The following is a 23,503-nucleotide window of genomic DNA, read 5'->3' on the forward strand; positions in this document are numbered from 1 at the left end:
GGGTTGGTGGGGGGGGGGTGGGGGGGTGCTTTTGTTTTGTTCAACCCATTGGGGGGGGGGGCGCGTGTTTTGGGGGGGGCTCCGGGGGGGGGCGGGGGGCCCGGGCGGGGGCCGGGGGGGGGGGGGGGGGGGGCGCGGGGCGGGGCGCGGGCCGCCGCCCCCCCCCCGCCACCCGGGCCGCGGCCGGGCCCCCGGCACCGCCCGGATCGCCCTCCACTCTCGGCGGCGCAGCGCCGCATGTGGTTCCTCAATCGCTACGACCCCACCTCGCCCGCCCACAACGTGCCGATCGCGCTGGCGATCGACGGCGAACTGGATCTCGAGGTCCTGCGGGCCGCACTGCTGGACGTGGTCGCCCGGCACGAGTCGCTGCGCACCGTGTACCCGGTCGACGGCGACGGCGAGCCGTACCAGGAGATCCGCCCGGCGGCCGCCATCCGGATCCCGGTGCGGGTCGCCGACTGCGCACCGGAGTTGGTCCACGCACGAGTCGCCGACGAGATCGGGCGCGGCTTCGACCTCACCACCGAACTTCCGTTGCGGGTCAGCCTGTTGCGCGTCGACGAGCACCGGTCCGTGATCGCGGTCGCGATGCATCACATCGCCTCCGACGGCTGGTCGCTGGCGCCGCTCACCCGCGACATGTTGCTCGCCTACGCGGCCCGCCTGACCTGCACACCGCCCACCTGGACGCCCCTGCCGCTGCAGTACGCCGACTACGCGCTGTGGCAGCACGAACTGCTCGGCGCCGAGGACGATCCCGACAGCGTGGCGCACCGTCAGCTCGACTACTGGCGCGCGACGCTCGACGGCCTGCCGGAGGTCTCGGCGCTGCCCACCGACCATCCGCGCCCCGCGGTGCTCACCCACCGCGCGGGGTTGGTGGAATTCGACATCGACGCCGCGATCCAGCGGCGCGTCAGGGAGCTGGCGCGCTGGCACGGCGTCAGCGTGTTCATGGTGGCCCACGCCGCGCTCGCGGTGCTGCTCGCGCGACTGTCCGACACCACCGACGTGTCGATCGGCTCGGTGATCGCCGGCCGTGGCGACGGCGAACTCGACGATCTGGTCGGCATGTTCGTCAACACGCTGGTGCTGCGCAGCCACGTCCATCCCGAGGCGACCTTCGACAGCCTGCTCGCCGCGACCAAGGACGGCGACCTGGACGCTTTCGGCAATGCCGATGTGCCCTTCGAACGGCTCGTCGAGGTGATGGCGCCCGCCCGATCCACCGCCCACCACCCGCTTTTCCAGGTGCTGCTCGTCTTCCAGAACTTCGATCGCGAACCGCTGGAACTGCCGGGCCTGCGGGTCGAGCCGCTCGAAATGCCGCCCGTGGGAGCGAAATTCGATCTCGAGTGGATGCTGGCGGAGAACGTCGACCGCGACGGCGCGCCCGCCGGTATCTCGGGCACGCTGACCTTCGCCCGTGACCTGTTCGAGGAGTCCACCGCGCGCGTCCTCGGCGAACGGTTCGTCGACGTGCTCGACGCGCTGACCGCGAACCCGAAGCTGGCGCTCGGCGACCTCGACGTGACCGCGCCGCCGGGCACGGTCGTGCACCCGGTCGTGCCGGTGCGCCGGGTCGACCTGCCGTACCGGCCCGCGGTGACGCCCGCCGAGCAGTCCGTGGTCGCCGCGTTCGAAGCGGTGCTCGATGTCGAGCGAGTGGGCTTGGACGACAACTTCTTCGAGCTCGGCGGCACCTCCATGGTCGCCATCCGGCTGGTGGCCGAGCTGCGCGAGCGACTCGGCGTCGCCATGCCGGTGCAGTGGATGTTCGGCGACCCGACGCCCGCCGCGCTGGCTCAACGTCTCGCCGACGCCGACCACCCGGCCGTCGATCCCGCGCTGCGCGCGGTCTTGCCGCTGCGCGTCGGCGGCACCGGGCCCGCCCTGTTCTGTGTGCACCCCGCGATCGGTGTCGCCTGGTGCTACGCGGGTCTGCCCGGCCATCTCGACCCCGGCTTCCCGGTCTACGGTCTGCAATCACCCGGCATCGCGGCCGAACAACCCGATCGGCCGCTGCGCGAGCGCGTCCACCGCTACGCCGACGAGATCCAGGCCATCCAGCCCGCGGGCCCCTACCGGTTGCTCGGCTATTCCGCGGGCGGCCCGATCGCGCACGCCGTCGCCGTCGAACTCCAGCGGCGCGGCGCCACCGTCGACCTGCTGGCGATCCTCGACGGGCGCGCCGATGTCGATCCGGCCGGCGCCACCGAACTCCCACCACCGGAGACCCTGCTCGCCGAATTCGGCGGTCTCGATCCGGCGGCGGCCCGCGACATCGCGCGCCTCGTGCGTGCCGACGCCGCGCCCGATCGGATCGAGCCGCCGGCGTCGTCGGCCGATTCCGCGGCGGAGCACGTGACCGCCGCACCGTTGACCGGCACCGACAACGAGGTCGGCGCCGGCGACGAGGGGCTGCTCGGTGGCCTCACGGCCGCCACCCTGCGCCACCTCTACGCCGACTACCAGCAGGTGATCCGCGAGGTCGCCACCTACCGGCCCGAGGTGTACGACGGCGACCTGCTCTTCTTCAGCAGCACCAGCGCCCGCCCCGGCTACGAACCCAACGCCGCGACCTGGCGCCCCTACGTCACCGGCACCGTCATCGACAACGAGACCGGCCACGAGCACAACCGCCTCACCGGGCCCGACGCGCTGGCCGTGATCGGCCCGATCCTGGCCGGCTACCTGCGTCGCTAGGCGACCAGGTCGGCGTATTCGCGGTGTTCGGCGATGTACTTCTCGACGTACCAGCAGGTGGGGACGACCTGGAAGCCGTTGGCGCGGGAGTCGTCGAGGCCGAATTTCACCACGTCGGCGGCCACCCCTCGGCCGCGGTACTCGGGAAAGGTCATGGTGTGGTGGAAGTCGCGGACCTTGGTGTCTTCGCGCTCGGCGTAGTCGGCGTAACCCGCGAGGACGTCGTCGTGGTAGATCTCGTAGCGGGTGTCGGCGACGTTGTGCTCCAGCCTGGTGGTCATACCGGATGCTAACCCGGCCGCTCGGCGGGATGTTCCGCTAGAGGACCGCGCCCGGGTTGAGGATGCCCTCGGGGTCGAGCGCGTCCTTGATGCGGCGGGTCAGCGCCATCACCTCGGGACCGACCTGGTCGGGCAGCCACGCCTTCTTCAACCGGCCGACGCCGTGCTCGCCGGTGATGGTGCCGCCGAGGGCGATGGCCAGGTCCATGATCTCGCCGAAGGCGCGGTGCGCGCGGGCGGTGTTGTCCGGGTCGGTGGGGTCGTGCACGATCAGCGGGTGGGTGTTGCCGTCGCCCGCGTGCGCGATCACCGACACCAGTACGTCGTTGCGCTCACCGATGGCGGTGATGCCGGTGATCAGGTCACCGAGGCGGGGTAGCGGCACACCCACGTCCTCGAGCAGTAGCGGCCCGATCCGTTCCACCGCCGGGATCGCGAATCGCCGCGCGGCGGTGAACGCTTCGCCTTCGGCGGCGTCCTCGGTATCGAAAACCTCTGTCGCCCCGGCCTTCTCGCACAGCGACACCATGGTGCGCGCTTCGTGGGCGGCGAACTCGCCCGGCGCGTCGGACCGGGCGACGAGCAGCGCGGCCGCGGTGCGATCCAGCCCCATCCGCATCTCGTCCTCCACGGCGTTGATCGCGACCGTGTCCATGAACTCGAGCATGGCGGGCCGCAGCGTCGAGGTGATGGCCAGGATCGCGTCGGTGGCGGCGGTCAGCGTGCCGAAACTCGCGACCACGGTCGCCTGCGGCGGCTGGGCGGGCAGCAACCGCAGGGTGAGTTCGGTGATCACCCCGAGCGTGCCCTCGCTGCCGACGAACAGTTTCGTCAGCGACAGCCCGGCCGAATCCTTCAGCCGCGGACCGCCGAGCCGGACCGCGGTCCCGTCGGCCAGCACGACCTCCATGCCGAGCACGTAATCGGTGGTGACGCCGTATTTCACGCAGCACAGTCCGCCGGCGTTGGTCGCCGCGTTGCCGCCGATCGAGCACATCTCGAACGAGGAGGGGTCCGGCGGGTACCACAGCCCTTCGGCGGCCACGGCCCGCTTGACCTCGGCGTTGAGCAGCCCCGGCTGGACCACGGCCGTCCGGGTGACCGCGTCGACCCGGATCTCGCGCATCAACTCGGTACTGAGCACGATGCCGCCGTCCACCGCGGTCGCGCCTCCGGACAACCCCGAGCCCGCCCCGCGCGGCACCACCGGGATCCGGCGTTCGTGCGCCCAGCGCAGCGTGGCCGCCACATCCGCGGTGCTCCGCGCCCGCACGACCGCGATCGGTGTGCCCGCGTCGGGATCACGCGCCCAATCCTGGCGATAGCCGGCCAGCAGATCGGGGTCGATGACCACCGCTCCCGCCGACACCGTGGAAATCAGCGCATCGAGGTCAACCCTGCTCTCGTCCACCCGTCAACGCTAACCCGGTGGGCATCCGATCGCGGGGTACTTCGCGTCGGACGAGCGCTCATCGGGCTCTCGGTCGCCCCGGACGAGAAATCCGTCAGCGCCCAGTGGTCATCTGTCCAGGTAGGGGTTCGCGGTAGGTGCCGGTAACCATGCCGCGCCGCGCGGAATTGTGATCCAGCGCGCCGGGTTGGTGTATACGGCGTCCAACCCGTCACAATGCTCGTAACGGGTGTGTCGGCCGCGGTTCGCCGCCGGACATCCGGCGTGTTTCGAGTTCCGCTCCACGGTGTGCCGCTCGCGCAGTGCGTCTCCGACGAGACGCCGCGTCGCACCGTCTGTCGCCGGGAGGGCCGGAAGATGATGGAACCGCAGGACCGAAGCGAGCTGGTCGCCGCCCTGCTGGCCGCCGAGTACGCCGACGCGGGCATCGATCCCGACGCGATGCGCCTTGTCCACGCGGGCGAGCACGAGCAGTGGCTGTCGGCACTCGACGCGACCGGCATGTTCGGTGTCCGCGCGCTGGCCGACATCGCCACGGAGTGGGCGTCCGAGCCTGCCCTGCTACGCGACGCCCTGCTCGCCGAGGCCGACGAGTTCACCCGCCGCCGCTGCCTGAGTGTCTGGGCCGCCCTGGACCAGCGCCCGGCGACCGGCGGCGAGTCGGCGCGAGCGCGGGCCATCGCCCTGCACCGCTGAGCCCGGCCCATCCGCGGCCGTTTGCCTCCAGCTCACCCGGCCGTCACCTGGCGCTGGCAGGCTGGGCCGCGTGGAGCAGCACGCGGGTGTCACCGACTCGATCGCCGACCGGTTCACCCGCTGGTGCGAGGCGGTCGTCGCGCGGTTGCCGTTCGGGCTGGACCGGATCGTCCCGCCGACGCTGCTCGGCTTCGCGCTGATCAACAGCTTCACCTTCGGCGTCGACCTGCTGCTGCTGACCCTGCTGCACGACGGGCTCGGCTTGGCGGTGCCGCTGTCGATCTCCCTGGCCTACATCGTCGCGTTCGGCCTGGCCTTCCTGCTCAACCGCACCTTCAACTTCCACTCCCACGCCCCGATGGGCAGGCAGGCCGTGGTGTACGCGGTGGTGGTGCTGGTGAACTACCTGGCGTTCATCCTCGGCGTGGGTTCCGGGCTGGTGGCGCTCGGGGTGGAGTACCACCTCGCGAGGCTGCTCGCGGGCGCCTGTGAGGCGGTGTACATGTATTCGGCGATGCGCTGGATCGTGTTCCGGCGCAAGCGATCAGCGGAGCCCGTCGCCGCCGACCGGTGACCGGCCGCGCAGCACCTCGGTGCGCGTGCCCTCGATCACGACGACATCGTCATCGGTGAGCGCCCAGTGCGCCACCCCCTCGTCGCGGTACCGGGCGAGCAGACGCGGCGCCTCCCCGTCGGGATCGGTGGCCGAGTCGAGATGCACGACGAGGCGGCGATCCACCAAACCCAGTCCGTCCCAGCGTGGTTCGACACCCGTGGTGGGCAGGACCTCCGCCGGATCGTCCATCGTCTCCAGGCCGCGCAGGGACGGTGCCGGCAGGCAGGCGCCCGCGGAATAGCCCGCGTAGGCCAGCGCGTCTTCGCGCAGCAGCGCGGGCAGGACGGAATCCGCTCCGCTGCGGGCGAATTGGGCACGCAGGACGAAGGTGTTCCCGCCGCGCACCCATACGGCGCCGAACTCGCGCAGCCGCCGCTCCAGCCGTTCCGGTTGGCCGGCGTAGTCCCGGAGATCGACCACCTCCGGCGAATAGCCTTGCTGCCGTAGGGGAGTCAGGTCGCTGGTGACCGCGGCCGACCAGGCGGCCGGCCACGCGTCGCAGGCATTGGGGATCACCGCGATCCGGGTGGCCGGGCCGACGAGCGCGGCGAACCGGTCGGCGAACGCGCCGAAGCGATAGGACGCCAGGAACAGGCGCATCAGATGGTGAAGGCCAGGTTCCGTACGAGGCGCTCGCCGAGGGCCGTGTCGCCGTCGACGGTGATCTGGTCGCGGTGCGCGTCGGCGGTGGTCCGGCCGCCGCGCAAGCGCGCGAACAGGCCGGAGTCCAGGCCGATCGTCGCGGTCGGCTCGCCGTCGGCCGCGTCGAGGACGGCGCCGCGTCCGTCGATCACCGCCAGGTGGATCCGCCTCGGGACGGCGCCGGTGAGCTCGATGGTGACCCGCGACCCCTCCGGCGCCTTGGCGCCCTTCACCAGCGGACGGCCCAGTCCCATGGTGAGTTCGGTGTAGGCGGTCTCGGCGCGCTCGCCGCCCTCGGCGACGGTGCGGCCGATCCCGTCGGCGAGATCGAGTTCGTGCATCCAGCAGTCGAACAGCCGCACCCGCATGAACCGCCCGTACGCGACCTGCCCCACCGGCGACACCGTCGGCTCCTGCCAGGCCTGCTCGTCCATCGCGACCAGCGCCGCGCGCCGGCGGTCGGTCACCTCGTCGAACAGGGCGAGCAGCCGCTTGCCCGAGAGCGGGCGCAGCCGGTCGATCCAGATCTCGTTGAGCACCGCGACCTCGTTGCGCACATGCGGCAGGGTCCGCACATCGGTCTTGGGCCGCAACGGATCATGCGGCGGCGGTGTCTCACCCAGCAGCCAGGACTCGGTGCCCACCACGTGCGCGACCACGTCGAACAGCGTCCACCCCGGCAGCGGGGACGGCCTGCGCCAGGCGTTCTCGTCCAGATCGGCGACCAGGATGCCGATGGCCTCCCACTGCTGCGCGAGCAGATCGGTGAGCTGCTCGCGATCGGGTGTGCGTTCGGTCATCCCTGTGCTCCTTCTGCTTGTCCCAGCGCGGTGAGTCCGGCGCGGATCGCCGCCGCGGTCGACTCGGTTTCGTGCGGCCGGCGCAACAGGAAGCCTTTCGCGAAGCTGAGTTTGTCGCCGTGTTTGCGCGGCACCACGTGCAGGTGCACGTGGCCGACGGTCTGGAAGGCCGCGACTCCGTCGTTGAGTACGAGATTGGCGCCGTCGCTGGCCAGGCCGCCGCGGCGCAGGGCGCGCGCGAGCCGGTGGCCGGTGCGGAAGACCAGCGCCCCGAGTTCGGGGTCGAGGTCGTCCAGCTCGGTGGCGTGCTGCTTGGGGATCACGAGGGTGTGCCCGCGGGTGATCGGCCGGATGTCGAGGAAGGCGCAGACCGCGTCGTCCTCGAAGACCTTGGTCGCCGGCGCGGTACCCGTCACGATCCGGCAGAAGACGCAGTCGTTCACAGCCTCGACCCTACGGTGTCGGCATGACGCGCGTCACGTCCGGCCGACTACCCGGTCGTTCGACCAGGATTCGGACCCGCAAGTAAGTAGCCCACCGAGGTGTGCGTACTTGTCCGGCCCTACCTGCGGCGACGAATCTGATCATGGACGCGGACCCGCGTCCGACGGCAAGAAGGGGCGTCAACTTGGCGAAACAGGTCGGCTCTGTCCGATTCGGGGTTCCGCTGTCCAGCACTCCGCTGTGACGGGCATCTCGGCTAGGCTCACCGCGAGCCGAGTACAGTTGCGAGGATTTCAGGCGAACTTACTCGTAAGTAAGATCGGCTGACCCGTTGTTCCCAGGCTCGAAGCCAGCACGAAAAGGAAGTCTGACTAGTGGAGACAACGCAAAACGTTGGCGAGGGTTCGCCGCGCGGCGCGCGTGTCGGAGTCGTTCGCGAGTCCGGCGCGGGTGAGCGGCGGGTCGCTCTGGTGCCCAAGATCATCCCGGCCCTGACCAAGCAGGGCGTCGAGGTGGTCGTGGAAGCCGGTGCGGGCCTCGGCGCGCTCATTCCCGACGCCGCCTATGTGGAGGCGGGTGCGACCATCGGTGATCCGTGGTCGGCCGAGGTCGTCGTGAAGGTGGCACCGCCCAGCGATGCCGAGGTGGCCAAGCTGTCCTCCGGGCAGACGCTGATCGGATTCCTGGCACCGCGCAACGCCGAGAACCAGATCGGCGCGCTGAAGTCCGCGGGCGTGCAGGCCTTCGCGGTCGAGGCGATCCCGCGCATCTCGCGGGCGCAGGTGATGGACGCGCTGTCCTCGCAGGCGAACGTGGCCGGTTACAAGGCCGTGCTGCTCGCCGCGTCGGAATCGACCCGGTTCTTCCCGATGCTCACCACCGCGGCGGGCACCGTGAAGCCGGCGACGGTGCTGGTGCTCGGTGTCGGTGTGGCGGGCCTGCAGGCGCTGGCCACGGCCAAGCGCCTGGGTGGGCGCACCACCGGTTACGACGTGCGTCCCGAGGTCGCCGATCAGGTGCGTTCGGTCGGTGCCCAGTGGCTCGACCTCGGCATCGACGCCGCCGGTGAGGGCGGGTACGCCCGCGAACTCACCGAGGAGGAGAAGGCCAAGCAGCAGCAGGCGCTCGAGGACGCGATCAAGGGCTTCGACGTGGTCATCACCACCGCGCTGGTTCCGGGTCGTCCCGCGCCGCGCCTGGTGACCGCCGCCGCCGTGGAGGGTATGAAGCCCGGCAGCGTGATCGTCGACCTGGCCGGGGAGACCGGCGGCAACTGCGAACTCACCGAGCCCGGCGAGATCGTCGTCAAGCACGAGGTGACCATCGCCTCGCCGCTGAACCTGCCCGCCACCATGCCCGAGCACGCCTCGGAGCTGTACTCCAAGAACATCGCCGCGTTGCTGGAACTGATGCTGGTCGATGGCAAGCTCGCGCCCGATTTCGACGATCAGGTGCTCGCCGACTCCTGCGTCACCCGTGAGGTGGAAGCCTGATGTACACCGAACTTCTCGCCAATATCGCGATTCTCGTGCTGTCCGGCTTCGTCGGATTCGCCGTCATCTCCAAGGTGCCCAACACCCTGCACACCCCGCTGATGTCGGGCACCAACGCCATCCACGGCATCGTCGTGCTCGGCGCGCTGGTCACGCTGGGCAATGTCAAGGACCCGTCGCTGCTGGTGCAGGTGATCCTGTTCGTCGCGGTGGTGTTCGGAACGCTGAACGTCATCGGTGGCTTCGTGGTCACCGACCGCATGCTCGGCATGTTCAAGGGTAAGAAGAAGGCGGCCGAGTGATGCACGCAGTCGACAACATGACCTACCTGGTCAACGGCCTCTACATCGTGGCCTTCTCCATGTTCATCTACGGCCTGATGGGCCTGACCGGTCCCAAGACCGCCGTGCGGGGCAACCAGATCGCCGCGGTCGGTATGGCCATCGCCGTGATCGCCACGCTGATCTCGGTCCGGCACGCGGACATGATCAACTGGATCCTCATCGGCGCCGGCCTGGTCGTCGGTGTGGCACTGGGTGTTCCGCCGGCGGTGCGCACCAAGATGACCGAGATGCCTCAGCTGGTCGCGGCGTTCAACGGTGTCGGTGGTGGCACCGTCGCGTTGATCGCGTGGGCCGAGTTCATCGACAGCTCGGGCTTTTCCGCGCTGCACGACGAGCCGAACATCCACATCATCATCGGCTCGCTGTTCGCCGCGGTGATCGGTTCGGTCTCGTTCTGGGGTTCGATCATCGCCTTCGCCAAGCTGCAGGAGATCCTGTCCGGCAAGCCGATCGGCATCGGCAAGCTGCAGCAGCCGCTGAACCTGCTGCTGCTCGTCGGCGCGATCGTGTGCGCCGTGGTGATCGGCCTCGGCGCCGACAACGGTGGCGTCTCGCAGCTGTGGATGATCGGGCTGCTGGTGCTGGCCGGTGTGCTCGGCCTGATGGTCGTGCTGCCCATCGGTGGCGCGGACATGCCGGTCGTCATCTCGCTGCTCAACGCGCTCACCGGTCTGTCGGCCGCGGCCGCGGGCCTGGCGCTGAACAACACCGCGATGATCGTGGCGGGCATGATCGTCGGCGCGTCCGGCACCATCCTGACCAACCTGATGGCCAAGGCCATGAACCGCTCCATCCCGGCCATCGTCGCCGGTGGTTTCGGAGGCGGCGGTGGCGCGGCCGGTGGTGGCGCCGGTGGTGAGAACAAGCAGGCCAAGGCGACCTCGGCGGCCGACGCCGCGATCCAGATGGCGTACGCCAACCAGGTCATCGTGGTGCCCGGTTACGGCATGGCCGTCGCGCAGGCCCAGCACGCGGTCAAGGAGATGGCGTCGCTGCTCGAGGGCAAGGGTGTCGAGGTCAAGTACGCGATCCACCCGGTCGCCGGTCGCATGCCCGGGCACATGAACGTGCTGCTGGCCGAGGCCGAGGTCTCCTACGACGCGATGAAGGAAATGGACGACATCAACGGCGAGTTCAACCGCACCGACGTGGTGCTGGTGATCGGCGCCAACGACGTCACCAACCCGGCCGCCCGCGAGGACTCCTCGTCCCCGATCTACGGCATGCCGGTCCTCAATGTCGACCAGGCCAAGAGCGTCATCGTGCTGAAGCGTTCGATGAACTCCGGCTTCGCCGGCATCGACAACCCGCTGTTCTACGCCGACCACACCTCCATGCTGTTCGGCGACGCCAAGAAGTCCGTCGGTGCGGTCACCGAGGAACTGAAGGCACTGTAAGACCGCGGTCCCGCAGGCGGGCCCCGCTGTTCTCCGGGACAGCGGGGCCCGTCGCTTTGTGTCCGAGGTCGCTCCATCGGTTGTGTCGCGCACCACATTCCCGCTACTCTCATGATTGAGACGCTGCCGTCTCAATCAAGGAGCCGGGTGATCCGGTGTGTAGAACGGAGCCCTCGACGATGAGGTCACCCACCCGCCGGGCCCGCGTGCTTTCGGCTGTCGTGCTGGTCGTCGCCGCACTCCTCGCGGGATTGTCGCGTGCCACCGCGAGCGCCGAGGACATCGGCCCCGGTACCACCGCGCAGAGCGTTTTCGACCAGCCAGGTCCACATCCGGTGGCCACCACGACGGTCACCAATCCCTGCCAGGAATCGGTCGCCGGGATGATCGCGCACCTCACCGTGCACCTGTTCGGCAACCGCGACGACGCGCGCTGCACCCAGGCCTTTCCCTACGGATTGCAGTCGCCCGTTGGTGTGAACACCTACTACCCGGCCGATATCGGCGGGCTGGACAAGGCGCCGCTGATCCTGTTCGAGGGCGGGATCACCGCCAACCCGGGCATGTACGACACCCTGGCCAGGCAATGGGTGAGCCACGGGTTCGTCGTCGTGATTCCGTACGACTTCGTCAATTCGCTGGCCTACCTGCCCGCGGCGGGCCTGGCTACGGCGATCGCGCAGAATCGCGATCCCGGCTCGCCGCTGTTCGGCCGGATAGATCTGAGCCGCACCGTGCTGGGCGGACACTCCGCGGGCGGCGGCGCGTCGTTGCAGGCGGCCGCGTTGTTCCCGCCGATCGCCGAGGTGATCGATCCGGAGTTCGCGGTGATCGGTGTGCTGGCCATCGAGCCGGGACCGGTGGGCATCGGCGCCCTGATCGGCGTACCGACGCTGTTTCTCACCGGCTACAACGATTTCGTCGTCCCCGACTTCGCCTGGGTGCGCTGGTGGCAGTACAACCTCACCTTCCACGCCCCGGCGTGGATTGCCAATGCCCGTGGGGTGAGCCATTTCTCGCCCGTGGACGGTCCCGGCGCCTATCTGTCGTCGGGGACGGCGGTGGCGTGGCTGAAGTACCTCGCCTTCCGCGACGAGACGGCCCGCCGGTTCTTCGTCGGGCCCGACTGGCTGCTGCGGTCCGACCGGACCTACTACAGCGTCGAGCGCAATCCGCAGGCCGATGCCCTGCGATGACCCACCACCTCCCGACCATCGAGAAGAGAACACCCATGTCTCGTCGACTCCTGTGGCTCACCAGCATCGCGGCTGTCGCGATCACCGTCCTGCCGCCGGCCGCCGCCGCGGAACCGGGTGGTGAATACCGCTGTGCCGAGCCGGTATCCGGGCAGTCGATGCCGCGTGCGAGCGCCACGGAGGTCGACATGGACGCCGCCGCACTGGACGACGCGCTCGACTTCGCCACGCGCGCGGGCGGAGTCGCGGTGCAGGTGTATCGGCACGGCTGCCTGGTCGGGGACCGCACTCCGACGGGGAACGTGCCGCTGCCCCTGGCCAGCGCCACCAAGGGCGTCACCTCCGCGCTGATCGGCCGCGCCGTGACGCTGGGGCTGCTCGCGGTGGACGACCCGCTCGGGAAGTTCTTCCCCCTGGCCGATCCCGCGCACGCGAATCTCACGGTGCGCCAGATTCTCACCCAGACCACCGGCCTGCACTTCAGCTGGCCCGCCGACCTCGCCGGACTCCAGACCGACGCCGTCGCGCAAACCCTGGCCGCCCCCGCCGAGTTCGCGCCCGGCAGCACCTTCCAGTACGCGCAGAACACCCCGATGCTGCTGGCGAAGATCGTCGAGATCGCCACCGGGGCCGATTTCCAGGACTTCGCCCAGCGGGAACTGTTCGCGCCCTTGGGGATCGACCGCGCGAACTGGGTCTGGCTGCGCGACCGCAGCGGCAACACCGCCGTCAACGGCGGCCTGGCCATGCGTCCCGACGACCTGGCTCGCCTCGGCAGACTCCTGCTCCAGGAGGGGCGTTGGGGCGGTGACAGGCTGATCGCCGCCGACTATCTGCGCGCGGCGACCACCGGCACCACCGCGAATCCGGGCTACGGGTTCCTGACCTGGCTCAATTCCGGCGACACGTACCGGGGCACCGAGGTGCCCGCCGCGACCTTCTACGATCGCCCGCAGTTTCCCGGTTCCCCGCGCGACATGTTCTCCTACGAGGGCGCGCTCGGCCAGTTCCTGACCGTCGTTCCCAGCCGTGACCTGGTCATCGTGCGCCTCGGCATCCCGCTGCGGGTGGACCTGGACAACCCGGTCGCCATGCTCACCGGCAGCGGCAACCCCGACAACAAGGAGTTGTTCCAGCGCGTCACCCGGGCCGTGGCCGACATCCCCGCCGAGCCCTACGTCGACCCGCTCGGCCTCGACCACCCGCCGTTGTCGATCCGCGATCCGGACGACCTCGCCCGGCTGGCAGACCCGGGCACCGCCGCCGCGATCCTGCTCGGCGTCGGTCCGTACCGCTCGACCGGCTGCGACATCCTGTGGTGCGACGGCAGCTTCGTCGCGGTCGACGTGTTCCGTCTCGTCCTCGATGTCGGCGGGCAGATGGCCGCGGCGGTACGCGCGCTCGGCAACACCCCGCGCTGAACGGCGGACACCCCGCCCACCGGAATTCCGGCGGACGGGGTGTCTGTGGTGTCGAAACGCTGGCGGCTACTTCTTGAAGCGCTCGGCCAGCAGGTCGAGGGTGGCCATGGCCTGGCGGTAGTCCGGGCGCTTGCTGGCGGCCGGGAGCTCGTAGACCTGGTTCTTCTGGAAGGCGGGCAGGATGGCCAGCGCCGGGTCCTGCTTCAGCTGCGGGATGTCGCGGCCGCCGTCGAGCAGGAGCACGAACAGATTGGGGGCGTCGACGACGGTGCTCAGCAGCTCGGGGCTGAAGGTCACCCAGTCACCGGCCTGCGTCCGGGGCGGGTTGCCCGCCTTCGCCTCGATCTTGTCGTCGATGGTGAACCCGACCGCGGCCAGCAGGTTGGCCAGCGGGGTGTTGGGGGCCAGCAGGACCGGCTTGCCGTCGGCCTGGGACTGCATCACCGCCGCGGTGCCCTCGGGCACCTTCAGTGCGGCCTTCACCTCCTTCACCCGGTCGTTGTAGGCGGTGATCATCGGCTCCACCTTCTCGGGGCGGTTCACGAAGTCGGCCACCGTCTTCAACTGGTCCTGCCAGTTGGCGAGGTCGGAGGGCACCAGGGCGGTGGGCGCCACGGCGCTGAGCTTGTCGTAGTTCTTGATCGTCTGCAGGCCGGGGAAGCCGGGCCCGCCACCGATGATCAGGTCCGGCCGCTGGGCGGCGATGAACTCGAGGTTCAGGTCGTCACCGGAGGGCACCGCCTCGACGCCCTGCTCCTTGGCATCGGCGGCCCAGGCGGGCGGGAACTCGCCGGGGCCGAGGGTGACACCGAGAATGCGCGGGTCCGCGGCCTTCACCTTGGCGTCGAGGTCGAAGAGGAATCCGGCGAGGGCGCCGTTGAGGACCACGATGCGCTGGGGGTCGGCGGGCACGGTGATCGGGCCCTTGGCGGTTTCCACCTGGCGGGTGCCGGTGTCGGCCGCCTCGTCGGTGGTGGAGCTGCCGCAGCCCGCCGCCGTCGCGGTCACCGCGACGATCAGGAGGGCGACGGCGGCACGCATGCGTGCCGTCATTCGGTGCGCTGACATGGAGTGTTTCCTTCTTTCTTTCCAGGTGGAAGTCAGGTGCGGATCGCGGGATCCACGTCGAGGAGCGCGGCGACCTCGGGCCAGCCGGCCGGCATCGCGATCTCGTTGTGCGTGTAGGGAAGTCGCCGGACCACCAGGCGCGCGCCCGCCGCCTGCCACCCGGTGAGCTGGGCGTGCACGCGTTCGGGCTCGAGGCCGTTGTCGGCGCAGTACAGGGCCATCGGTCCGCTGTAGGCCGGGGACTCCGACTCGGTGACCATGCGCAACAGCTCGGTCGCGGCATGGACCACCACCGCCGCCAATTCGGGCGGGTACTCACCGATTTCGGGCACGAGCGCTTCCATGCCGGAGGGGTCGGCGAGCGTCGCGGCGGCCCGCTCGGTCAGGTTCGACAGCGGGTGCGAATCGAGCAGGCCCACATAGCCGACCTGCTCACCCTCGGCTTCCAGGATGGCGGCCATCGCGTGGGCGATATTGCCGCCGAGCGAGTAGCCGAGCAGGTGGTAGGGGCCGTGTGGCTGGATACGGCGCACGGCGTCGAGGTAGAACCGGGCCAGGTCGTCGAGCGTGGGCGTCTGGGTTTCCGGTGCGGTGAGCTGGGGCATCTGCAGGCCGATGACCGGGCGATCCGCGCGCAGCAGCCGGGCCAGCGGCGCGTATTTCCATGCGGTGCCACCGATCTGGTGGATGCAGAACAGGGGTAGGGCCGATCCTTCGGCCCGTAGCTCCAGTACCGGACCGAGGCGCCCGGCCAAACTGGCGAGTCCTTCCGCCGGTCGCCGGGCGGTGTCTTCCAGTGCGCCGATGCGGGCGGCGAGTGCTCGCGGCGTCGACGCGGAGAAGACGTCGTCGAGGACGGCGGGCAGGTCGGCGCGGGTCAGCCTGCCGATCAGGCGCACCGCGAGCAGCGAGTGCCCGCCCTGCTCGAAGAAGTCGTCGTCGGCGCCGATGTCGTCGACCGACAACACCGCGGCCATGGCCTCGCGGACGGTCGCGAGCAGGCCGCTGTCCGGTGTGGGGACCGAGTCGATGGACCCCGCGACGACCGTGTTGTCGCCCGCTGCCACGATGCGATCGGTGCCGATTGCCGGGGCTGTGCCGGGCGAGGACTGATCCGTTCCCCGGCGCGCCTGGGCGGTGACGGCCTCCGGCGCCGGGAGGTCCTTGCGGGCGATCTTCTCGGTGGCGGTGCGCGGAACCTGGTCGAGTACCACGAACGCGGACGGAATCATGTACGCGGGCAGTGCGGTTCGGATCCGCTCACGCACCGTGCCCGTGTCGAGGGCGACGCCGGAGCTGGGCACGAGGTAGGCGACCAGGCGCTGATCACCGGGAGTGTCCTCGCGCAGGAGTACCACCGCGTGGGCCACCCCCGCACAGCCGAGCAGGGCCGATTCGATATCGCCGAGTTCGATGCGCTGGCCGCGCAGCTTCACCTGGCTGTCGGTGCGGCCGACGTACTCGAGTTCGCCGTGCGGCGTCAGCTTCACCAGATCGCCGGTGCGGTACATCCTTTCGCCGTTGCCGCCGGGGTCGGCGACGAAGGCGGCGGCGCTCAGGTCGGGACGGGCCAGGTAGCCGCGGGCCAGCCGCACCCCGGTCATGTAGAGCTCGCCGACGGCGCCCTCGGGTACCGGGCGCAGCTGGTCGTCGAGAACGCGGACGGCGTCGGCGGGCGCGCCCACCGGCACCGAGGCGGTGTCGGCGTCGACGGTCTCGTGGAAGGTGAAGCCGATGGCGGCCTCGGTGGGGCCGTAGAAGTTGTAGACGGCGGTCCCGGTGAGTGCCCGCATGCGTTGCGCGGTCGCGGGCGGCAGGACCTCGCCGCCGGTGAGCACGCAGCGCAGGTCCGCGCACCCCGACAGGTCGGCCTCTTCGGCGAGCACGGTGAGCATGGACGTGGTCATCCACAGCGCCGTCACCCGCTCCGCGCTCATGAGCTGGGCCTGGTAGTAGGGATCGCGGTGCCCGCCGGGCCTGGTCAGCACGATGCGGGCGCCGACGTGCAGCGGCAGGAACATCTCCATGAGCGAGGCGTCGAAGATCGGTGGGGTGCGGTAGAGCATCGTGTCGCCAGGACCGAGACGCACCTCGCGCTGCAGCCAGGTGAAGGTGGAGATGATCGCGGCGTGCGACAGGCTCACGCCCTTCGGGGTTCCGGTGGAGCCCGAAGTGAACAGCAGACAGGCGATATTCGACGGATGAAGCGGGGCGAGCCGGTCGGCATCGGTGAGTGCGGTGCCCGCGAATCCGGTGGTGTCGGCGTCGTCGAGCGAGTTCAGGACCACGGCAGGTGCTGCGGTGGTGAGGATCTTCTCGATGCGCTGAGCGGGCTGTTCCGGATCGATCGGCAGGTACACGCCACCGGCCCGGCAGACGGCGTGTGCCGTGACGACCGAGTCGATGGTCCTCGGCATGGCCACGGCCACCACGGTCTCCGGGCCGACGCCGCGCGAGACGAGCCAGCGGGCGAGGCGATTGGCGCGGGCGTCGAATTCCGCGAAGTCGATGGTGACGCCCTCCGCCGTGATGGCGGGAGACATCGGGTCGACGGGGATCCCCCAGACCGCGAGGGTGTCGCCCGTCGGATCCCGCAGATCCACCGTGGGCCGGGCGGCCCTGGCGGCGGACTCGACGGCCGCGGCAGCCGGTGTGGACGTCGTGGCGGCGGGCGTGAGAGGTGCCAGGAACGGTGCCGGTGAGGGATTCTCGGTGGCGGTGAGGGCGTGCAGGATCGCCCCGATCCGATCCGAGATCCGGGTGAGGGTGACGTCGTGGGCGGCCGCGCGGTCATACCAGATCACCAGGGTGAGCCGGTCGCCCGGCGGGGCGATGAGGGTGAGCGGGTAGTGGGTGTTGCCGTGATTGTGGAACTCGCCGCGGCGCAGCTCGTGTGAGTCCGGTTGACCGGCACCAGAATTGGGGAAGTTCTCGAAGGCGACGAGGGTGTCGAAGAGGGTGCCGAGACCGGCGATCCGTTCGATCTCCGCGAGCCCCGCGTAGTCGAAGTCCTGCATGGCGAACTGGTTTTCCTGCAGGTCGGCCAGTTGCTCGAGCAGTGGGCGATCGAGGTCGAAGGCGCAGCGCACCGGCACGGTGTTGGCGAACAGGCCGACCATGCCCGAGACGCCGGGCAGTTCGGCGGGCCTGCCGGAGACGGTCGCGCCGAACACGACGTCGGTGCGACCGGTGAGCGCGGCCAGGACCAGCGCCCAGGTGCCCTGGACCAGGGTGTTCAGCGTCAGACCGCGGCGGCGGCCGAGTTCGGTCAGCGCGGTGGACAGCTCTGCGGGCAGCGGCACCTCCCACTGCCGGAACTCGCGCTCGCGGTGCGTGTCCGTGCGCACCAGCGTCGGCTCGGCGAGCCCGGCCAGCCGCTGCGACCAGGCCGCGCGGACGGCCGCGCGATCACGGGTGCCGATCCAGGCCAGGTAGTCGCTGTAGGAGGCGGCGTGCGGCAGTTCGTCGCCGTGGTAGGTGGCCAGTACCTCGCGCAGCACGATCGGGGTCGACCAGCCGTCGATCACGAGGTGATGGGTGTTGAGAATCAGGCGGTGTTCGTCACCGGGCAGCCGGACCAGGGTGGCGCGCAGCATCGGGGAGCGGTCCACCGCGAATCGGTGCCGGGTCGCTTCGGCTTCCAGCAGATCGGCGGCGGCTCGGGCGGCGCGCGGCGGCAGTCCGGACAGGTCGACCTCGCGCCAGGGCATGCCGACCGCCCGGGGCACGGCCTGCACCGGCTGGTCCAGCCCCTCGTAGTGGAAGGCGGCCGCCATCGTGGGATGCCTGCCGACGACGGTGTCGAACGCCGCCGACAGGCGGGGACCGTCCAGTGGACCGTGCAGATCGACGCGGGCGCTGAGCGTGTAGACGTCGTCGGCGCCGTCGCGAATCGCGTGGAACAGCAACCCTTCCTGGAGCGGCGACAGCGGGAGCAGGTCGGCCAGCGGGCCGTGCGCGGCCTCCAGCGCGTCGATGGTGCGCTGGTCCACGGAGACGCCGGGGGAGTCCGACGGGGTGAGCCCGCCGGGGAACAGCATCGCGTGCGCGGCGAACGCCTCGAGCGCCAGTGCGAAGTGCCGTTGGAGCTCCGCGACCCGGTCCGCACCGAGGACCAGCCCCGCCGCGGTCCACTCCACCGCGAGGCGGGCGGTGCCCGGCTGCGCGGTGGCTGGTTCGTGCACGAAGACGTTGAGCGCGAGTACCTCGGTGAGCGCCTTCTCCGGCGGCTCGGTCACCGCGAACGGGTCGTCCTCGGGCAGGCTCCAGGCTGCGGCACCGCCGCCACCGAAGCGGCCCAGGTAGTTGAGCAGAACCTCGGGCGCGCGCCGATCGGCGAAGCGCGGCGCTGTCGTCGGATCGAGCCTGCGCAGCACGCCGTAGCCGACGCCGTTGCCTGGCACGGCGCGCTTGGCCTCCTTGACCGCGCGCAGCAGCCGCCCCGCCGCCGCGCCGCCGGACAGTGCTTCGGCGAGCCCGGTCGGGTCGTCGACGCCGGTCGCGGGCGTCCATACCGGGAACTCGCTGGTGAACCAGCCGACGGTGCCCGCGAAATCGGTGTCGGGCCGCAGCGGTTCGCGCCCGTGCCCCTCGACGGTGACGGGCCTACCCGGCTCGAGTGACTCGCCGCGTTCGTGCCGCCAGGCGTTGACGGCCAGCATCAGGGCCGCGAGCAACACCTCGTCGGTCTTCACCCGATAGGCGGCGGGCAGGGTGGTCAGCAGCGCTTCGGACACCGTCGGATCGGCGAAAGTCCTTGTCTGTTCGGCGGTCTCGACGCGATCGACCGCGTGATCGAGCGGACGATCACCGAGGGTCGGGACCTGGCCGTCGCCGAGCGCGCGCTCCCAGTGCGCCAGTTCCGCGCGATAGTCACCCGCCGCACCGGATTCGGCGAGCAAGGTGGCGTAGCGCCGCCATGAACTCCCCTTCGCGGGGAGCCGTTCCGGCCGTCCTTCGCGCGCGGCCGAACACGCCTCGTACAGCTCGGGTACCAGGATGCGCCACGAAACCCCGTCCACCACCAGGTGATTCGCGACCAGCACCAGCCGATCGCCCACCCCCGATCCGGTCCGCACCAGCGCGGCGCGAAGCTGCACCCCCGCACCGGGAGCCAATTCCCCCGCGAGACGGACTGCCACCCTGTCTGCCTGCGCCGGGTCGGTGGCATGGCTCGGCTGGGGCCGGTCGAGTGCTACTTCCCGGACCAGGTCGGACGCGCGGACGGAACCGACGGCGGCGACCTCCAGCCGGGGGTCCGATTCGGCGAGGACGAGGCGTAGGGCGTCGTGTCGGTCCAGCAGGGATTGCATGCCGGTGGTGAGGTGGTCGAGGGTGAGGTCCTCGTGGAGGGTCAGGGCGGTCCACTGGGCGTATCCGGCGACAGCCGCGGGACTCGGGTTCGCCGCCAGGAGCGCCGCCACCATGGGCGGGATCGGGACGGGGCCGGTCGCCTCATCCGGGGCGGGGGTGTCCGTCCTGGTTTCGGTCAGCTGGGCCGCGGCGGCGATGGCGGCCAGATCACGTTGGGCGAGCAGTGTTTTCGGCTGAACCTCCCAGCCGAGGGCGCGCAGGCGGCTGCTCACGCCGATGGCGGTGATGCTGTCACCGCCGAGGCCGAAGAAGTCGTCGGTGGCGTTGACCTGCGCCAGGCCGAGCGCCTCGCCGACGACCGCGCACAGTGCCCGTTCCCGCTCGGTGCGAGGTGGGCGTCCGGTCGAGGTGAAGTGCGGCGCGGGGAGGGCCGCGCGGTCGAGTTTGCCGTTGACCGTGGTGGGCAGGGTGTCGAGCACCACGAGCGCGGAGGGGACCAGGTGGTCGGGGACCAGAGTGGTCAACCGGTGCCGCAGCGCGTCGGCGTCGAGGAAGCGGCCCGCCTCGGGCACGAGGTAGCCCACCAACCGGGCGCTGTCGCCGGACTTGCGGATGGTGGCGGCCGCGGCGGCCACCCCGGGCAGCGCGCCGAGCGAGGCCTCGACCTCACCCAGCTCCACGCGATAGCCGCGCACCTTGATCTGCGCGTCCGCGCGGCCGAGGTAGTCGTAGCCGTGGCCGGGCAGCCAGCGTGCCCGGTCGCCGGTGCGGTACATGCGCTCGCCCGGCACGAACGGATCGGCGACGAAGCGGTCCGCCGTCACCGCGACCCGGCCGAGGTACCCACGCGCCAATTGCGGGCCGGCCAAATACAATTCGCCGACCTCGCCGTCCGGGACGAGTTGCACCGCGCCGTCGAGCAGGTACGCGCGGGTCCCGGCGAGCGGTCCGCCGACATGCGGGAGTTCCCCGGTGACGGGCGCGCTGAGGGCGTCGACAGTGGCTTCGGTCGGCCCGTACATGTTGCGCGCGGCCACCTTCGAGGCGACGATCACCGACCACAGGGCGGGCGGCGTGGCCTCGCCACCGAGGAGCAGCAGTTCGGGGCGGTGCGCGCTGCCGAGCAGCCCGTTGTCGATCAGCGCGGTCGCCATCGACGGCGTGGTGTCGACGACATCGATGCGATCGGCGCGCAAGGCCGCGATCTGCGCGGCGGCGTCTTTCTGGATGTCGGTGTCGTACAGATGGACCCGATGCCCGCACCACAGCCACAGCAGCTGGTCCAGCGCCGCGTCGAAGGCGAAAGAGTAGGTGTGCGCGACGTGCAGCTGTCGTCCGCCCACGCGGGCGGCGGTGTCGGCGTACACGGTCGAGCGGTGGTGGTGCAGCAGCTGCGCCATCGCGCCGCAGGAGATCTGCACACCCTTGGGCTTGCCGGTGGAGCCGGAGGTGTACACGACATAGGCCAAATGGGCCGGTGACCGTGGCGCGGCGAGTTCGGCCACTGTCAGCGGACCGCTCGGCAGCCCGGCTATGGCGGCTCGAATATCGGTGTCCGACAGCAGGATCAGCGCGTCGGTGCGGCCTGCGCCCCGCCGCTCACTCGGCACCCCGTCGCCGGACCGGTTGGCAGGCTCGGTGACTTCGGTACGCGCGGTGGCCGCGAGCCGGTCCGCGAACACCCTCGCCGCGACCACGTCGTCGGTGAGGATCAGCACGGGCGAGGCGTCGTCGACGATGTCGGCGAGGCGCTGGGCGGGATGGCCGATGTCGAGCATCAGGAACGCCGCGCCCGCATGCCGCACCGCCAGCAGGGCGACGACCAGGTCCACCGAGCGCGGGAGCGCGATGCCGACGATGTCCTCGGGGCCGACACCGCGCCCACGCAGGTAGCGTGCCAGCCGGTGGACGCGCGCGCCGAGTTCCGCGGCGGTGAGTCGTTCGGCACCACCGACGAGCACGATGTCGTCGGGATGCGCCGCGACCATGCTGTCGAAGACCTCGACGGCGTCCTCGGGCTCACCGGGCAGCGCGGCGCCGGCGCGGTCGGCGCCGAACTCGTTCGGGTACAGGGTGATCGCGCCGACGGGCTTGTCCGCGTCGACCAGTTCGGTGATCAGCGCCACGAGCGCGTCCATGCGCCGCTGGACCGTGGCCGCGTCGAGCGACCGGGCGTCGACCTCGAAACCGAGTTGGATCCGGTCCTCCGCGAGCGGAGTGACGGTCAGGCCGAGATCCTCCGGCGGGCCACCGGCGACATTGCGCAGCGTTCCGGTGGCGCCGTCGAAATCGAGGGCGAAGTCGAAGGCCTTGAGGTTGATGCCGATGCCGTGCAGCAGCGCTCCGGTCTGCGCGCCGCCGAATTCGCGGGCCAGGTCCTCACCGCGGAACCGCTGGTGGGCGCGCATCTCCCGCAGGGCATCGGCCACGCGCTTGCCGAGGTCGCCGAGGCGATCCTGACTCGTGACCGGAACCCGCAGGGGCAGCACGTTGACGGCCATGGACGGGGTGGTGAGGGCGGTCTTGCCGACGCGCGCCATCACCGGCAGCGCGATCACCACATCGGTCTCGCCGAGGATCCGGTGGATGAAACCCACGTACCCGGCGACGAGCACGTCGGCCCAGGTGATCCCGGCCGCCGTCGCCGCCGTCTTGACGCGGGCCATCAGGTCGGCGTCGAGGACCGCGCGGATCTCGTGGGTCCGCTCGACCACGCCCTCGGGCGCGCGCCCACGCCCGTCCAGCGGCGGCAGCGGGGTGAGCCGGTCGCGCCAGTACTCGCGGTCGTGCTGATGTGCCTGGCTCGCACGGTATTCGACGTCATCGGCCACCAGCTTCTCGATCGAGCCCCAGCGCAGGCGCGGGACGTCACCGCCGCGGCGCAGCGCGGTGTAGTGCGCGGCGACGCGGCGCGAGACCATGGCCGCGCTGTAGCCGTCGATGATCAGGTGGTGGTAGAGCTGGATGCACCACACATCGGTGTCGGTGAGACGCAGCAGCGTGTAGGTGTAGAGCTGGCGCTCGACCATGTCGCGGCAGGCGGTGGCGGAGCGGGTGCGCTCGGCCGCGACCAGGCGGTGCGCGGCGGCGAACGGGTCGGCCTCGCCGCGCAGGTCGACCAGCGGCCGCAGCTCGGGTTCGTGGTCGGTGATCCGCTGGCGCGGCCCGTCGGACGTGTCGGCGAATCGCAGTCGCATCGTGTCGGTTTCAGCGATGGTGCGGCGAATCGCGATGTCCAGCAAGGTCACATCGATCGCCTCGGGACCGGAGATCTCGAGCACCTCGCCGACCATGTAGCTCAGCGAGTCGGGGTCGAGGCGCTGGGCGTTCCAGATACCCAGTTGCGCTCCGGTGAGCGGTAATCCGGGATGTTCGGCGCTCACGTCGTCCCGTTCCACCGAGCCCACAGCAACTCCTTCATCAACGTTCGCACCCGTGTGCCGCGCGGGCCCCCGGCGGGGGCGGGGCGCCCCCGGGGGGGGGGTTGGGATAATTTTTTTTTTTTTATGGGTTTTTTTATAGGCGCACCCCACCACCCCGCCCTGCGCCCGCGGGCCCACCGGCGCGGCGTGGCCCCCCCGACCCCCCCCGCCCACCGCCTGGTCGCGGCCGAGCGCACCCGCTCCGCCACCGCCTGCCGCGACATGGTCGAGCGCCAGCTCTACACCTACA

General features: G+C 70.7%; 15 protein-coding genes. 8 read left to right on the forward strand and 7 right to left on the reverse strand.

Annotated elements, in window-relative coordinates:
* Nucleotides 1-6 precede the first annotated feature (6 nt).
* Entirely contained in the window at nucleotides 7-2,709 is a 2,703-nt protein-coding gene (locus QH270_RS26255; protein ID WP_280346757.1) for a condensation domain-containing protein, read from the forward strand.
* Here QH270_RS26255 and QH270_RS26260 read toward each other — a convergent pair.
* Nucleotides 2,706-2,990 (reverse strand): GNAT family N-acetyltransferase, encoded by a 285-nt coding sequence (locus tag QH270_RS26260; RefSeq protein ID WP_280346745.1) that lies wholly within the window; start codon nucleotides 2,988-2,990, stop codon nucleotides 2,706-2,708. The genes QH270_RS26255 and QH270_RS26260 overlap by 4 nt on opposite strands.
* Before the next feature lie 37 nt (nucleotides 2,991-3,027).
* Nucleotides 3,028-4,401, reverse strand: coding sequence for an FAD-binding oxidoreductase (locus tag QH270_RS26265; protein ID WP_280346746.1), 1,374 nt, complete (start codon nucleotides 4,399-4,401; stop codon nucleotides 3,028-3,030).
* A gap of 288 nt (nucleotides 4,402-4,689) precedes the next feature.
* On the opposite strand from QH270_RS26265, the gene QH270_RS26270 reads away from it, so the two are divergent.
* Entirely contained in the window at nucleotides 4,690-5,097 is a 408-nt protein-coding gene (locus tag QH270_RS26270) for a hypothetical protein (protein ID WP_280346747.1), read from the forward strand.
* A 70-nt stretch (nucleotides 5,098-5,167) separates the two neighbouring features.
* Nucleotides 5,168-5,671: a GtrA family protein gene (locus tag QH270_RS26275; RefSeq protein ID WP_280346748.1), complete on the forward strand. Its 504-nt coding sequence runs from the start codon at nucleotides 5,168-5,170 to the stop codon at nucleotides 5,669-5,671.
* Here the strand turns inward: QH270_RS26275 and QH270_RS26280 are convergent.
* From QH270_RS26280 to QH270_RS26290, 3 genes are read right to left on the reverse strand one after another with little or no spacing between them, the layout of a single operon-like run.
* Complete coding sequence (locus tag QH270_RS26280) at nucleotides 5,642-6,313, reverse strand: Type 1 glutamine amidotransferase-like domain-containing protein (RefSeq protein WP_280346749.1); 672 nt, start codon at nucleotides 6,311-6,313, stop codon at nucleotides 5,642-5,644. The genes QH270_RS26275 and QH270_RS26280 overlap by 30 nt on opposite strands.
* Nucleotides 6,313-7,155 carry a maleylpyruvate isomerase family mycothiol-dependent enzyme gene (locus QH270_RS26285; RefSeq protein ID WP_280346750.1) on the reverse strand — a complete coding sequence of 281 codons (843 nt, stop codon included), beginning with the start codon at nucleotides 7,153-7,155 and terminating at the stop codon, nucleotides 6,313-6,315. The genes QH270_RS26280 and QH270_RS26285 overlap by 1 nt, the downstream gene beginning before the upstream one ends.
* On the reverse strand, nucleotides 7,152-7,598 hold the full coding sequence (locus QH270_RS26290) for an HIT family protein (RefSeq protein WP_280346751.1): 447 nt from the start codon (nucleotides 7,596-7,598) through the stop codon (nucleotides 7,152-7,154). Before QH270_RS26290 ends, QH270_RS26285 begins: the two co-directional genes overlap by 4 nt.
* 375 nt (nucleotides 7,599-7,973) lie before the next feature.
* Here QH270_RS26290 and QH270_RS26295 point away from each other — a divergent pair, with 375 nt between their 5' ends.
* The 5 genes from QH270_RS26295 to QH270_RS26315 all read left to right on the forward strand — a co-directional run bounded on the left by QH270_RS26295 (nucleotide 7,974) and on the right by QH270_RS26315 (nucleotide 13,450).
* Nucleotides 7,974-9,092: a Re/Si-specific NAD(P)(+) transhydrogenase subunit alpha gene (locus QH270_RS26295; protein WP_280346752.1), complete on the forward strand. Its 1,119-nt coding sequence runs from the start codon at nucleotides 7,974-7,976 to the stop codon at nucleotides 9,090-9,092.
* On the forward strand, nucleotides 9,092-9,394 hold the full coding sequence (locus tag QH270_RS26300; protein ID WP_056818017.1) for an NAD(P) transhydrogenase subunit alpha: 303 nt from the start codon (nucleotides 9,092-9,094) through the stop codon (nucleotides 9,392-9,394). Before QH270_RS26295 ends, QH270_RS26300 begins: the two co-directional genes overlap by 1 nt.
* 17 nt (nucleotides 9,395-9,411) lie before the next feature.
* Nucleotides 9,412-10,833 (forward strand): NAD(P)(+) transhydrogenase (Re/Si-specific) subunit beta, encoded by a 1,422-nt coding sequence (locus tag QH270_RS26305; protein ID WP_110037507.1) that lies wholly within the window; start codon nucleotides 9,412-9,414, stop codon nucleotides 10,831-10,833.
* 179 nt (nucleotides 10,834-11,012) lie between these two features.
* On the forward strand, nucleotides 11,013-12,029 hold the full coding sequence (locus QH270_RS26310) for an alpha/beta hydrolase (RefSeq protein ID WP_280346753.1): 1,017 nt from the start codon (nucleotides 11,013-11,015) through the stop codon (nucleotides 12,027-12,029).
* Nucleotides 12,030-12,064: 35 nt separating this feature from the next.
* Nucleotides 12,065-13,450 carry a serine hydrolase domain-containing protein gene (locus QH270_RS26315; RefSeq protein WP_280346754.1) on the forward strand — a complete coding sequence of 462 codons (1,386 nt, stop codon included), beginning with the start codon at nucleotides 12,065-12,067 and terminating at the stop codon, nucleotides 13,448-13,450.
* A gap of 66 nt (nucleotides 13,451-13,516) precedes the next feature.
* Here QH270_RS26315 and QH270_RS26320 read toward each other — a convergent pair whose 3' ends face one another.
* Together QH270_RS26320 and QH270_RS26325 are read right to left on the reverse strand one after the other, a co-directional pair.
* The gene (locus QH270_RS26320; protein ID WP_280346755.1) at nucleotides 13,517-14,518 is read right to left on the reverse strand and encodes an ABC transporter substrate-binding protein; all 1,002 of its coding nucleotides are present in this window, start codon (nucleotides 14,516-14,518) and stop codon (nucleotides 13,517-13,519) included.
* A 32-nt stretch (nucleotides 14,519-14,550) separates the two neighbouring features.
* Entirely contained in the window at nucleotides 14,551-23,238 is an 8,688-nt protein-coding gene (locus QH270_RS26325; protein WP_280346756.1) for a non-ribosomal peptide synthetase, read from the reverse strand.
* Nucleotides 23,239-23,503 lie beyond the last annotated feature (265 nt).

This window comes from Nocardia neocaledoniensis (assembly GCF_029868625.1).
Classification (GTDB): Bacteria; Actinomycetota; Actinomycetes; order Mycobacteriales; family Mycobacteriaceae; genus Nocardia; species Nocardia neocaledoniensis_A.

Coding starts and splice junctions, on each gene's coding strand:
- QH270_RS26280 (WP_280346749.1), bottom strand. CDS start 6,313: ATGCGCCTGTTCCTGGCGTCCTATCGCTTCGGCGCGTTCGCCGACCGG.
- QH270_RS26310 (WP_280346753.1), top strand. CDS start 11,013: ATGAGGTCACCCACCCGCCGGGCCCGCGTGCTTTCGGCTGTCGTGCTG.
- QH270_RS26305 (WP_110037507.1), top strand. CDS start 9,412: ATGACCTACCTGGTCAACGGCCTCTACATCGTGGCCTTCTCCATGTTC.
- QH270_RS26260 (WP_280346745.1), bottom strand. CDS start 2,990: ATGACCACCAGGCTGGAGCACAACGTCGCCGACACCCGCTACGAGATC.
- QH270_RS26285 (WP_280346750.1), bottom strand. CDS start 7,155: ATGACCGAACGCACACCCGATCGCGAGCAGCTCACCGATCTGCTCGCG.
- QH270_RS26315 (WP_280346754.1), top strand. CDS start 12,065: ATGTCTCGTCGACTCCTGTGGCTCACCAGCATCGCGGCTGTCGCGATC.
- QH270_RS26320 (WP_280346755.1), bottom strand. CDS start 14,518: ATGTCAGCGCACCGAATGACGGCACGCATGCGTGCCGCCGTCGCCCTC.
- QH270_RS26300 (WP_056818017.1), top strand. CDS start 9,092: ATGTACACCGAACTTCTCGCCAATATCGCGATTCTCGTGCTGTCCGGC.